General features: G+C 66.3%; 11 protein-coding genes and 2 tRNA genes. 7 read left to right on the forward strand and 6 right to left on the reverse strand.

Annotated features, from left to right (window positions below; genetic code table 11):
- Positions 1–15: 15 nt before the first annotated feature.
- Positions 16–1761 carry an ABC transporter ATP-binding protein gene (locus Mrose_RS12095; protein ID WP_420808347.1) on the reverse strand — a complete coding sequence of 582 codons (1746 nt, stop codon included), beginning with the start codon at positions 1759–1761 and terminating at the stop codon, positions 16–18.
- 298 nt (positions 1762–2059) lie between these two features.
- Between Mrose_RS12095 and Mrose_RS12100 the strand changes: the two genes are divergently transcribed.
- Entirely contained in the window at positions 2060–2788 is a 729-nt protein-coding gene (locus Mrose_RS12100) for an SDR family NAD(P)-dependent oxidoreductase (RefSeq protein WP_119278596.1), read from the forward strand.
- A 96-nt stretch (positions 2789–2884) separates the two neighbouring features.
- Positions 2885–3412: a transcriptional regulator NrdR gene (nrdR, locus tag Mrose_RS12105; protein WP_119278598.1), complete on the forward strand. Its 528-nt coding sequence runs from the start codon at positions 2885–2887 to the stop codon at positions 3410–3412.
- Positions 3413–3504: 92 nt separating this feature from the next.
- Here nrdR and Mrose_RS12110 read toward each other — a convergent pair whose 3' ends face one another.
- A complete protein-coding gene (locus Mrose_RS12110; RefSeq protein ID WP_147371636.1) occupies positions 3505–4461 on the reverse strand; it encodes a hypothetical protein in 957 nt (318 codons plus the stop codon).
- Positions 4462–4631: 170 nt separating this feature from the next.
- On the opposite strand from Mrose_RS12110, the gene Mrose_RS12115 reads away from it, so the two are divergent.
- Positions 4632–5216 (forward strand): response regulator transcription factor, encoded by a 585-nt coding sequence (locus Mrose_RS12115; protein WP_220452321.1) that lies wholly within the window; start codon positions 4632–4634, stop codon positions 5214–5216.
- A gap of 154 nt (positions 5217–5370) precedes the next feature.
- Positions 5371–6249 (forward strand): S1C family serine protease, encoded by an 879-nt coding sequence (locus Mrose_RS12120; RefSeq protein ID WP_119278604.1) that lies wholly within the window; start codon positions 5371–5373, stop codon positions 6247–6249.
- Between the two features lie 178 nt (positions 6250–6427).
- Here Mrose_RS12120 and Mrose_RS12125 read toward each other — a convergent pair whose 3' ends face one another.
- From Mrose_RS12125 to Mrose_RS12135, 3 genes are all read right to left on the reverse strand, one after another.
- Positions 6428–6907 (reverse strand): PaaI family thioesterase, encoded by a 480-nt coding sequence (locus tag Mrose_RS12125; protein WP_119278606.1) that lies wholly within the window; start codon positions 6905–6907, stop codon positions 6428–6430.
- A gap of 35 nt (positions 6908–6942) precedes the next feature.
- A complete protein-coding gene (locus tag Mrose_RS12130; RefSeq protein WP_119278608.1) occupies positions 6943–8322 on the reverse strand; it encodes an NAD(P)/FAD-dependent oxidoreductase in 1380 nt (459 codons plus the stop codon).
- 156 nt (positions 8323–8478) lie between these two features.
- Positions 8479–9837 (reverse strand): aspartate aminotransferase family protein, encoded by a 1359-nt coding sequence (locus Mrose_RS12135; protein WP_119278609.1) that lies wholly within the window; start codon positions 9835–9837, stop codon positions 8479–8481.
- Positions 9838–9940: 103 nt separating this feature from the next.
- On the opposite strand from Mrose_RS12135, the gene Mrose_RS12140 reads away from it, so the two are divergent.
- The gene (locus Mrose_RS12140; protein WP_119278611.1) at positions 9941–10564 is read left to right on the forward strand and encodes a phosphoribosylanthranilate isomerase; all 624 of its coding nucleotides are present in this window, start codon (positions 9941–9943) and stop codon (positions 10562–10564) included.
- 17 nt (positions 10565–10581) lie between these two features.
- On the opposite strand, the gene Mrose_RS12145 is transcribed toward Mrose_RS12140, so the two are convergent.
- On the reverse strand, positions 10582–10971 hold the full coding sequence (locus Mrose_RS12145; protein ID WP_119278612.1) for an SRA domain-containing endonuclease: 390 nt from the start codon (positions 10969–10971) through the stop codon (positions 10582–10584).
- An 80-nt stretch (positions 10972–11051) separates the two neighbouring features.
- On the opposite strand from Mrose_RS12145, the gene Mrose_RS12150 reads away from it, so the two are divergent.
- Together Mrose_RS12150 and Mrose_RS12155 are read left to right on the forward strand one after the other, a co-directional pair.
- Positions 11052–11128: transfer RNA gene (locus Mrose_RS12150), tRNA-Asp, on the forward strand.
- A gap of 52 nt (positions 11129–11180) precedes the next feature.
- Positions 11181–11256 (forward strand) — tRNA-Phe (locus Mrose_RS12155).
- Positions 11257–11706 lie beyond the last annotated feature (450 nt).

Raw genomic sequence — 11706 nt, forward strand, 5'->3', positions numbered from 1 at the left:
CGGTGTTCGGCGCCATCACTCCACCTCCGCCTGCAGCCGCTGGATGCGGTCGAGCTCGGCGTAGAGGCCGCCCTGCTCCAAGAGCATCTCGTGGGTGCCCTCCTCGGCGATGCGGCCCTGCTCGAGCACCACGATCCAGTCGGCGTACCTCAGGGTGCTGGTGCGGTGGGCGATGAGCAGCGTGGTCTGCTGGCCCAGCACCTGCTTGAGCCCGCCCAGGATGCGCGCTTCGGTCTCGGTGTCCACTGCGCTCATGGCGTCGTCGAGGATGAGCACCTTGGGCCGCTTGGCCAGCGCCCGCGCCAGCGCAGTGCGCTGCCGCTGCCCGCCCGACAGCGTCACCCCGCGCTCGCCCAGCGAGGTGTCGTAGCCCTTGGGAAAGCCCATGATGTCGTCGTGGACCCCGGCCAGCCTCGCGGCCCACTCCACGCGCTCGCGGTCGACGGCGCCCAGGCCGAAGGCGATGTTCTCGGCCAGGGTGTCGGAGAAGAGGAAGGGCTCCTGCGGCACCATCCCCACCGCCTGGCGCAAGGTGGCCAGGGGCAACTCGCGCACGTCGTGGCCGCCGACGAGCACCCGGCCCTGGCTGGCCTCGAGCAGCCGCGGGATCAGGCTCACAAGCAAGGTCTTGCCGCTGCCGGTGCGCCCGGTGATGCCCAGGGTCATGCCCTCGGGGATGGTGAGGGTGATGTCCTTGAGTAGGGTGCGCCCGTTCAGCTCCAGGCTCACTCCCTCGAACTTGACCTCGCCGCTAAGGTCTTCAGGCTGTACGGGAGCCACGGGGTCCTGGATGCGGGGCTTCTCGTCGAGCAGCTCCCGCAGACGCTTGTAGCTCGTAGCGGCCCGCTGGAACATGGAGAGCACGAAGCCCAGCCCCAGCACCGGCCAGGAGAGTTGCAGCAGGTAGGCGTTGAACTGCACCAGCTGCCCCACCGACATCTCCCCCCGGATCACGTAACCCCCGCCCAGCCACAGCACGGTGAGCACCGCGAAGCCCATCAGCAACCCCATCAGCGACCACAGCATGGGGCCTTCGATGCGGGCGAGGGCCAGGCTCTTTTCGATGTACTGGCGGTTGAGGGCTTGGAAGGCGGCGAGCTCGCGCTGCTCGAGGGCGAAGCCCTTGACCACCCGGATGCCCGAGAAGTTCTCCTGCGCGCGGGTGGAGATCTGATCGAAGACCTCCTGGCTCTCGCGGTAGCGCCGGTCGATGACCCGCAGCACGAAGCGCATGATCACGATGATCAGGGGCACGATCAGCGTCAGGATGGCGGCGAGCCTCCAGTTGACCAGATACATCGAGACGAAGGCGAACAGTAGGCCCGCCACGATGCGCGTGCCCATGTTCACCCCCCCGGCCATCATCTCGCGCACCGCGCCTAGGTCGGTGTTCATCTTGTTGACCAGGTCACCCACCCGGCTCTTGCCGTAGTAATAGGCATCCAGAGCCAGCAGGTGCTTGAAGAGGTCCATGCGCAGGTCGTGCTCGATGTAGCGGCTGGCGACGATGGCCAGTTGGCGGTTGGCATAAGAGAGCAGGCCCGCCAGCAGCGCCGCCCCCACGATCATGCCCACGTAAGGCAGGTAAGCTCCCCCCACCCGGATGGCGTCAATAGCCTGCCCCAGGAAGTAGGGGGACAATACGTTGAACCCAATGCCCATCAACCCGGCCAGCAAACCCCAAAAGTAGGGCCGGGCATAGCGGCGGAAGTACGGCGACAACTCCCGCAGCATTCCCCATACCGACTGATCCGTTTTCATTGGCCTCCGTGCTGCTCCTCCGCCAATACGCGGAGCCTCTCGAACCTCGTTTTTGGCGCTTTTGCCGTCCACCGAACCGGGCCGTCAGAATTTGGATGGTAGCAAAGTTCTACTCTAGAGCCAAGTAAGGTTTTGAATTGCGACTTCAGGGCTACGTCTGCTTGGCCTGGGCTCGCTCTATTCACCACGGGCTACAAACGTTTCCCCGCCTCCCTGCGCCACAGGCCACGAGCTTTTGGCTGACCGCCGCCTTGGCGAGCCATTACCTTCAAGCCCCTTACACGGTAAACTCGTTGGGATGAGCACAACGCCACCTCGAGACCGAGACCTTCTGGGCCTGTCGGGACGCATCGTGATGGTCACCGGGGCTGGGCGGGGCTATGGTCGCTTTATTGCCCACGCCTACGGGCGCAACGGGGCGACCGTGGTCACCGTCGACCCCGACGTGGAGCTGGCCACCGGGGTCGCCTCGGAGGTCGAGGCGCTGGGAGCTACCGCCATTCCCATCCGCGGCGACATGTCGGTGGTGCTGGACGTGATGACCACCTTCGAGAAGATCGAGGAACTGTTCGGGATGCTCGACGGCATCGTGCACGTGACCACCGCCGAGAGCAAGACGGCCTTCGTGGAGCTGCTCGAGGGCGAGTGGTACGACCTCCTCAACGCCGACGTGAAGTCCAGCCTCTACGTGCTCCAGCAGGGGTTGCGCTACCTCTCGGGCGGAGGTTTCGTGACCATCGTGCTGCCGCCCATGCACCGCGAACAACCCCACGTAGCGGCCATCCGAGGCGCGGTGACCGGCCTCATCGAGGGGGCTACCCGCATCTTCCCGACCAACGTGCGGGTCAACGGGGTGGTACCCAGCCGCGACCCCTCGAGCGAGGAGTACGACCAGGCCCTCGTGCGCGGCACCATCGGCCTGGGTTCGATGGTCTCGGAGGGCATTCGCGGGCTGGTGATGGAGGTATTGCTCCCCGAACCGCCCCAGCCGCCCGAACTCTACGATCTGCTGCGCGAATTGCCTTAAGTCACCCAGATCGCTGTGAAAATTGCCTCAAACCGTATGCTGAATAGAGATGGCTGAAACCGCACGCTCCATGCCGCTTCAGTCTGGGGGTCGCTTGTGAATTGCCCTTACTGCGCCCATCCTGACACCCGCGTGCTCGACTCGCGCCCTTCTGACGAAGGCTCGGTCATTCGGCGGCGGCGCGAGTGCCCGAGCTGCAAGCGGCGCTTCACCACCTACGAACGCGCCAACGCCGAGCCCCTGATGGTCATCAAGCGCTCGGGGCGGCGCGAGCCCTTCGACCCCAACAAGCTGCTGCGCGGCCTCACCCTCGCCACCCAGAAGCGCAAGCTCGACCCCGAGGTGCTCTACAAGTTCGCCTTTGGCTTCGAGGACACGGTCAAGGAGATGGAGATCACCTCCGAGGAGATCGGGCTGCGGGCCCTGGCCTTCTTGCGCGAGCTGGACCCCGTGGCCTACATCCGCTTTGCCTCGGTCTACCGCGAGTTCGCCTCACCCGAGCAGTTCATCGAGGAAATCCGCCGCCTCGAGGGCGGCAAGGAACTGCTCCAGCGCCGCGCCCTGGTGGAGGAGCCCGAGGAGGAGATGGACCTCGAGACGGCAGCCAAGCTGGGGACAGTTTGAAGAAACGCCGAACGCCAAACGTCTGACCGCAAAATGGAAGACCGGCCAACCCCAGGCATCTTGTCTGGGGTTGGCGGTTTCGTGGGAAAGGGCTACTCGAGCACTTCGCCGTTGAGGGTCACGGTGTAGCTGCCGCAGCCGGTGAACTCGATGCGCAGGGTTGCGCTCTGGCCCTTGGAGTCGTTGTAGGTATAGACCACTGCCCCGTCGTCGAAGGGGATCCACACGCCCTCGTCGGTGGTGGCCGTGCAACTGAAGGTGTAGTGCAGGGTGGGGTCGGTGAACCAGTTCCAGCGGTAGCTATCGGCGTTCTTGCTCACCACCAGGCTGCCGGGTTGGTTCTTATCAACGGTGAAGTCGCCCGCCAGGATGGGCTTGCTTGGGTCGTCGGGCGCGTAGGTCTCGCTCGCGTCGAAGGTGGCCGCCAGGGTGTCGGTCTGTCCGGCCCTGCTTTCCTTGACCAAGACGTTGTAGCCCTTGTCGATCTTGTAGAGGGCGGGGTCTTTGGAGTCGAGGGCGAAGCTGCCCTCGAAGCTGCGCTCGATGGAGTAATCGCCCTTGGTGGCCTTGTCGGAGAAGCCCTCGAAGGCCAGCCGGAAGCCGCTGTTCTTGAAGTTATCGTCGTTGTCCTCGAGCTTCAGCGAGCCCTTGAGGGTGTAGCTGTAGCCACCCGCATTGTCGAGGGTGCAATCGACCTTGAGTGTAGCGCTGGCGGGTACGAGGTCTTGATCGTCGTCGGTGAAGGGCAGTGGCTCGACGCTGATCGTACATCCGGCCTCGAGGGCCTGCCCCATGGGAATGCCCAGCCCCTCCAGTGCCCCCAGCACTTGGGCGGAGAGGCCAACCCTGGCCGCGCTCTGCGGCACGATGCCGCTGGGGCCGCGCACCAATCCGCTGCCCAGCGACAGGTCGCGCAGGGCGGCTTTAGCGGCGGCTTTAGCTGCCTCGGGGGACATGGGTTTGCTGTTTTCAGGCGTCGAACTGCTGCAAGCTGCCAGCAGCCCTGCCAGGACTGTCGCCATTGCCATCGAGCGAAGTGCGCGGTTCATGCTTGTTCCTCCCGCGCTCATCAAAGCAGGAAAAGCCTCGAGCCTGGGTGGGGTTTGGGTCAAGCCCGGCTTTAGCTCTCCCTCAGGATGGCTCTTCGCTTGTCAGCGTGAGCCCTCTCACCGTGGGCTGGCTGCGCCGTGGGCTAGGGTTAGCCTCGTTGGGAACTCGGGTGCTCATTGTGGGTGATGACCCCTGGGCGCGGGCCGGCCTGGCAGCGGCACTGGGGGAGGAGTCGGGGCTGGAGGTGGTGGGGCAACTCAGCAGCCTTGCCGAGTGGTGGGTCTACCAGCCCGACGTGGTGCTGTGGGAAGTGGGGGAGGACAGCGCCGATCTGGAAGCCCTCGAGCCGCCCGTACTGGTCCTGGTCGAAAGCGAGTCGCAGGCTGCCGCCTGGCTGGCGCATGGGGCGCGGGGGGTCTTGCTGCGCGACAGCGAGCCCGAGATGCTCACGGCGGCCATCCGGGCCCTGGCGCGGGGCTTGGTGGTGATCGCGCCTGAACTGACTGAACTGACACTCAAGCCCCAGGGCAACGACCTCGAAGCCGAACCCCCGCTCGAGCCCTTCACCGAGCGTGAACTCGAGGTCCTCCGGCTCCTGGCTTTGGGCCTGTCCAACAAGGCCATCGCCCGGCGGCTGGAAATCAGCGAGCGTACCACCAAGTTCCACGTGGCCTCGATCCTGAGCAAGCTGGGAGTGCACAGCCGCACCGAGGCGGTGGTGCGGGCGGCGCGGTTGGGGCTGGTGATGCTGTAGAGGGATGTCGAGGCCTGCGCATGGCCATTGGACAAGCCCACCGCGGGGCGGGGTGACTTAACTCGCAGCCTCCTGCTTCCTGGCCAGATGGCCAGGTCGAAGCTGCTCGAGCGGCGGATGCGTCGCTCGTAGTCCAAAGCCTAGGCTCTAGGGCATGAGCAATCCAATTCTCGAACTCTCCAATGCCCTGGCCTCGGCGGTTGAAAGCGCGGGAAAATCGGTGGTGCGGGTGGATGCCGGGCGCTGGACGGGCTCTACGGGCATCGTATGGTCGGCGGATGGTTTCGTGATCACCGCCGCCCACACCCTGCGCCGCTCGGACGTGGAAGTGACCCTGCCGGGTGAGCAAAGCCGGGAAGCCAGCGTGGTAGGGCGCGACCTCGCGACCGACCTGGCCCTGCTCAGGCTCGAGGCCGCCGAATTGCCTGTACCAAAGTGGGCCGACCCCGAAGGGCTCAGGGTGGGGCAGATGGTGCTGGCGCTGGGCTGGCCGGGCAAGCGCCTACGGGCCAGCCTGGGCATCCTCAGCAACGTGGCCGGGGAGTGGCGCACGCCCATGGGAGGCAGGCTCGAGCGCTACGTGCAGCCCGATGTTTCGCTGTATCCGGGTTTTTCAGGCGGCCCACTGGTGGATGCTGAGGGCCGCTTTATCGGCCTCAATACCCAGGCCTTGCGCCGGGGTTTGGCCCTGACCCTCACCCTGCCTACCCTGCGGCGGGTGGTCGAGGCCCTGCAAAAGCACGGCACCGTGCGCCGGGGCTACCTGGGGGTGAGCGCCCAGCCGGTGCGCCTGCCCGAAGGGGCCGGGCAGGGCGTGGGGCTGCTGCTGGTGTCGGTGGAGGAGAGTGGCCCTGCCGAGCAGGCCGGGCTGATGGTGGGCGACGTGCTGCTGGCCCTGGATGGCAGGCCCCTGGAGCGCTTAGAGGAACTCCTGGGCATCCTCGGCGAGCTTTCCGGGGGCACCCAGGTCCGGCTTAAGCTCTGGCGCGGCGGGCAGATCCACGAGCTGGGCGTGAAGCTGGGCGAACGGTAGTGACTCTGGGAGGGGTGTCGAGGTTCAAAGGCCAAAGGAGGGTTGAGTACCTCGCAACGGATGTTTGTCGTTTGTCGGGTCTCCACAGTGAGCTTGTCCAATGGCTTTATCCCCCCGTTAAGGGGGGAGAACAGGGTGAGCTCGAGACCCACCCCTACACCAGACGTTTTACGTTCGGCTATCCGCTTCTTGGTGCCGTGCGCCACTCCTCGGGCACCCGCACCGCCAGCACCTCGGCCCGAGCGCACTCGAGCCCCTCGGAGTACAGCGTGCAGCTAAGGCGTACTTTGCGCCCGGCGATCTCCTCGACCCTGGCCCTCAGGTGCACGGGCCGGTCGATGGGGGCGGGGCGCAGATAGGTCACGTCCAGCCTGGCCGTGGCGCACCAGATGATGGGCTCCTCACCGATCTCGCGTCCTTCGGCCCGGTAGAGCGCGGCCATGGCGGTGCAGACGGTGTGGCAGTCGAGCACGGTGGCGATGATGCCGCCGTTGAGGATGTGGGTGGGCCCGGCCATGTGCTCGGGACGGGGATGGAAGGTGCAGACGGCCTCCTCGCCTTCCCAGTAGCTCTTGATTTGCAGTCCCTTGGGGTTGTCCTTGCCGCAGCCCCAGCAGTGGTTGCCACCCATGGCGTCTTGAAAAGCGATGGTGTGCATAGGCTATCGTGCGAAGCCTACCTTAAAATTCGGGGCTATAGCTGGGCTCCGTCGCCAAATTGCTCGAGCCTCCGCCGGTACTCGGGGTCCTCGTAGCGCTCGAGCGCGAAAGCCGGGGCGTACTCGGGCAGCGGGTCGCCCAAGATGTGCGCCGCCAGCAACTCCCCCGCCGCACACGCCGCCATCACGCCGAAACCGGAGAGCGCCCCCACGACATAGGCCCCCTTCACCCCCAGCGGCCCGATTAGGGGGCGGTTCTCGCGGGTCTTGACGTAGTAGCCCCCGTCAATGTAGGGCTTGGGAGCCCTGTCGAAGTAGCGCCGCAGCCCCGGAACCATCACCGACATGCCCCGCAGGGCGACGTCGGCGTAGTGGGGGTCGGAGGGCAGGGGAAAGCGGGGCTCGAGCGGCTCGAGGTGGTAGTTGTACAGCACGATCAGGGTGTTGCTCTCGCCATGCCCGTCGGGGCGGCAGTGGACGCCCGAAGGGAAGGTGCCGAGCAGCCAGCGCGTCGAGGGCTCTTCGGCCAGCATCTCCTGCTCCTCCGGGCTCCAGGGCAGCCGCACTTCGTCCATCCAGATCAGCATGGGGGCCTCGCGGGGCACCACGCCCAGGTGCTCGGCAAAGCTCATCTTCAGGTGGAGTTCGGCGAAGACGGGAAGCTCTACCCCCAGCATCCGCCCCACGGCCTTCTGCATGGGCCCCGCCGCGTTGACGAAGCAGGGGGTCCGGACACTGAAGGCCGAGCCGTCCGCGCGCTCTGCCTCCACCGCGTTCACCCGCCCCGCCGTGGTCTGGACCCCCGTCACCCGGCCCTGCACCAGCCGCACCCCGTGGGCGCGGGATTGCTCGAGCATCCACATCCCCAACTGCTGCGCCGAGAACCACCCGGCCCGCCGCGCGTGCAGCACGGCCACGGTGTCCTCGGCCAGGTAGGGGAAGTGCCGCCGGATCAGGGCTTTGTCGGTGATGAGGTCGGCCCCGTCCGGCTGGCCCTCGAAGCCGTGGGCAGGCGCGGGGGCATAGCTTTCCCCCTTGCCCTCGTGGACCCTCAGCGGCCCCGCCCCCATCCGCGCGGCGTTCTCGGCGGCCCTTGCCAACTCCAGTACCTTGCCCGCCTCGGCGGTGGCGTAGAGGTAGCCCCGCCGCCCCAGCCCAATGCGGTTGTTGCTCTCACGAGCGATGTGCTCAAGCCGCTCGATGCTGCGGTTCATCAGGGCGATCATGGCGCCATCAGGACCAGGCCACCAATTGCGGTAACACTCGGTGGACTTGTCGCTCGTGAGCGAGAGGGGAGCGTCTTGCTCGAGCAGCACCACGTTCTTCACCCCGCGCTTCACCGCCAGTTCGTAAGCCACGGCAATCCCGGCGATCCCGGCCCCGCAGATGACCACTTCGGCCTCGAGCTTGGACATAAGTGTATACAGTATACAGTCTGTGGCCGGGTGTTTGGGAACGGGTGGGCGATGGCCGGGCGCGGGTCGTACGTCCTACGTCGTACGTTCTACGCCTTGGCCCTCGGCCCTTGACAGGCCATGGGCTTCCCGCTGACGGCTGATCGCTGAACGCCCTTACAGCAGCTCCTTCACCGCCTGCGTGAACACCTCCGTGTGCCGGTCCACGTGCTCCTCGAGCGTCGCTGGCGACATCAGGGCCATGTTGTGGAAGGGGGTGAGCAGGATGCCGCGGTTGAGCATGTAGAGGTGGATGAAGGGGTCGAGGTCGGGGTCCTGGCCGGCCAGGGCCTCGGAGCCGTTCTTGGCGGGGTTGGGGCGGAAGAGGTACTCGACGCGGCAGCCCACGCGGGTGACGTGCCAGGGGAGCTTGTGCTTGGCGATGACGCCCTTCACCCCCCACTCCAGCCGCTCGGCCAGGGCGATCATGCGCTCGTAGGCTTCCTTGGTGAGGACGTGCTCGAGGGTGGCCCGCATCGCCGCCAGCGAGAGCGCGTTGGCGGCCAGGGTGCCGCCGATGCCGCCGGTGTCGGCATAGGGGGGCTGGATGAGAGCGTGGACCCGGTGCCCGAGTTCTTCGGTGAAGCCGTAGGCGGCGGCAGGGATGCCGCTCCCCAGCGGCTTGCCCACGGTGAGCATGTCGGGCTCGAGGCCGTGCTTGCGGGTGTAGCCCCCCGGCCCCGCCGAGAGGGTGTGGGTCTCGTCGAGGATCAGCAGGGTGCCGTATTTGCGGGTCAGCTCGCGCAGGGCCTGGTGGTAGCCCGGCTCGGGGTGCACGATGCCCACGTTGGTCATCACCGGCTCGGCCAGCACCGCGGCCACGTCGCCGGGGGCTAAGGCGGCCTCGAGGGCCTCCAGGTCGTTCCACTCGACCACTTTGGAAGTGAGGGTGGGGTCGATCTGCGGCCCGATGTTGCCGGGGCGGCTGCGGGCCTCGCCGCCTACCAGGCTGACGTAGGCTTCGTCTACGGTGCCGTGGTAGCAGCCGTTGAACACCAGAACCTTGGGGCGAGCGGTGACGGCGCGGGCCAGCCTGAGGGCGAAGCGGTTGGCGTCGGTGGCGCTGAGGGCGAACTGCCAGTACTTTAGGCCAAAGCGACGCTGCAACTCCTCGGCCACCCAGAAGGCGTTTTCGCTGGGGAGCATGGTGGTGATGCCCTTGGCGAGTTGCTCGGTGATCTTGGGCAGCACGGCAGGCGGGGAATGCCCGGTCATGGCCCCGGTGTCGCCCAGGCAGAAGTCGATGTACTCCAGCCCGTCCACGTCGCGGAAGGTGGCCCCCCTGGCCTCGGCCACGAAGAGGGGGAAGCCGCCGGGCCAGCGGGTCATCCAGTGCATGGGAACCCCGGCCAGCAGGGAATCCTGGCTACGCCGGTGGAACTGCTGGGATCGGGGATGGCGCTCGGCGAAGAGGGCCTTTTCACGCTCCATCAGGGTTTGGACTCGGCTGCGGTCGATGTTGGCGTGCTGAACCATGGGTTCTCCTAAACGCGGACTGCCCGATTTTACCCTGGGCCAGATTCGCGGCAGAGACCCCGAGCGAGGAGCGAGAGGGGGTTCCAGCCGCTACACTGAGGTCGTGGTCAAGGCCAAGATCTGCGGGATCACCCGCCTCGAGGACGCCCTCCTGGCCGAGCGGTGGGGGGCCTGGGCGGTGGGCTTCATCCTGGTGCCCAGTTCCAGGCGTTACCGCCCTCCTGAACACTATGCCTCCATCAGCCGGGCGCTCGGCCCCTTCATCACCCGCGTGGGGGTGTTCCAGGATACCCCGCCCGAGGCCGTGCTCGAGGCCATGCGCACCGCCCGCCTCCAGGTGGCGCAACTCCACGGCGACGAGCCGCCCGAGTGGGCCGAGGCCCTGCGCGCGCACTTCCCGCTCATCAAGGCCTTCAAGCTCTCCGGCCCCGCCGATCCCCGCCTCGCCGACTACCCCGCCGACGCCCTGATGCTCGACGGCGCCAGCCCCGGCAGCGGGCAGGGCTACCCGCTGGAGTGGCTCGAGCCCCTCCGCCATCACCCCCGCCTCATCGTGGCAGGCGGCCTGACCCCGGAGAACCTGGGCCCGGTCCTGGCCCTCAGGCCCTACGCCGTGGACGTCTCGAGCGGGGTAGAAGAGGCTCCGGGACTCAAATCTCCCCAGAAGCTGCGGGCTTTTTTGCAGACTGTGGATAACTCCGGATCAATTGTGGAAACCTGTGGATAAGTCTGTGGATAACCGACTCAACTTGTGGAAAACTTTCCATCGCTTTCCATGGGAACCAGGGTGAACCAGTAGGCGTAACGCCCTTTGGCCTCTTCCAGACGGTACTCCACCGCCTCCACCCGGTAAAACCCCAGATCCCGCCAGCGGTTGGCACCCTCGCGCAGAAAGACCCGCAAAGGTCGCCGGGTTTGGAGGGCCTCGAGCAGGATGGCATTTCCTCCGGTGGGCTGCTGGTTGCCCTCGAGGCCCTCACCCGGATACACGATTCGCCCATCGGCCAGGAAGCGGTTGCGGTAGCCGGATTCCCCCCTATCGACCAGGAGGCTGTCCCGCGCGATGCCGCGCAGGCTTTTGTGGCGGGCCAGCACTTCCCGCCAGCTCAGGGGGCTCGAGGGATGCTCTTTCATGGCCTTTGCTTGACAGGCCTAGCTACCTCGACTATCATCCTATGTGCTGCCTTTGGAAAGCCCAAAGCAGCCGAAATTCTGGCCCGGTGGTGTAGTTGGTTAACATACCCGCCTGTCACGTGGGAGATCGCGGGTTCAAGTCCCGTCCGGGCCGCCAAAAACGCGTGCCGTGCGTAGCCGAAGCCCGCGCTGCGCCCGGCGCGCCGCGAGCCAAGGTAGCTCAGTCGGTAGAGCATGCGACTGAAAATCGCAGTGTCGGCGGTTCGATTCCGCCCCTTGGCACCAGCGAAAAAGCCGTACGCGACGGCAAAATCCCTGGAGGCACGAGCTTCCGGGGATTTTTCGTGCTGCAATGCGCTTTTAGACCAGCAGGCGCTCCCTCCTGGACCTCAGCAGGCTCTCGAGGCTTGGTGTGGCCATGTTGATTGCCACCGCTCGGCATAACGCCATTCCCTACCCGATTTTGGGCTACCGGTCGGGGTGGTTTCGAGGCTTCCTCATCAACGACGGGGTGTTGTGGGGCGTGTGGTGGGACTTAGACCATGGCTGGGGACAGGCACCCAGCGTTGAACCAACGGGGTGTGGGGCGGCAGTCCCCGACCAGACCTACGCCACGCCTGGGCGTGGCGTGTTGGTCGGGGAAGGAACCTCGAAACCATGCGTCCGGGCCCGGACGCATTCTTCGGTTTCGTAGCTCCACGCCGCCGAAGGCGGCTACTCTAGGGGCTTGCGCTG

Origin of the sequence: Calidithermus roseus, assembly GCF_003574095.1 — a bacterium.
In the GTDB taxonomy this organism is placed as follows: domain Bacteria; phylum Deinococcota; class Deinococci; order Deinococcales; family Thermaceae; genus Calidithermus; species Calidithermus roseus.

Excerpts from the sequence above, each read along its gene's own strand:
- Mrose_RS12095 (WP_420808347.1), bottom strand. The coding sequence starts at position 1,761 with ATGAAAACGGATCAGTCGGTATGGGGAATGCTGCGGGAGTTGTCGCCG.
- Mrose_RS12100 (WP_119278596.1), top strand. The coding sequence starts at position 2,060 with ATGAGCACAACGCCACCTCGAGACCGAGACCTTCTGGGCCTGTCGGGA.
- Mrose_RS12110 (WP_147371636.1), bottom strand. The coding sequence starts at position 4,461 with ATGAACCGCGCACTTCGCTCGATGGCAATGGCGACAGTCCTGGCAGGG.
- Mrose_RS12120 (WP_119278604.1), top strand. The coding sequence starts at position 5,371 with ATGAGCAATCCAATTCTCGAACTCTCCAATGCCCTGGCCTCGGCGGTT.
- Mrose_RS12125 (WP_119278606.1), bottom strand. The coding sequence starts at position 6,907 with ATGCACACCATCGCTTTTCAAGACGCCATGGGTGGCAACCACTGCTGG.
- Mrose_RS12130 (WP_119278608.1), bottom strand. The coding sequence starts at position 8,322 with ATGTCCAAGCTCGAGGCCGAAGTGGTCATCTGCGGGGCCGGGATCGCC.
- Mrose_RS12135 (WP_119278609.1), bottom strand. The coding sequence starts at position 9,837 with ATGGTTCAGCACGCCAACATCGACCGCAGCCGAGTCCAAACCCTGATG.
- Mrose_RS12145 (WP_119278612.1), bottom strand. The coding sequence starts at position 10,971 with ATGAAAGAGCATCCCTCGAGCCCCCTGAGCTGGCGGGAAGTGCTGGCC.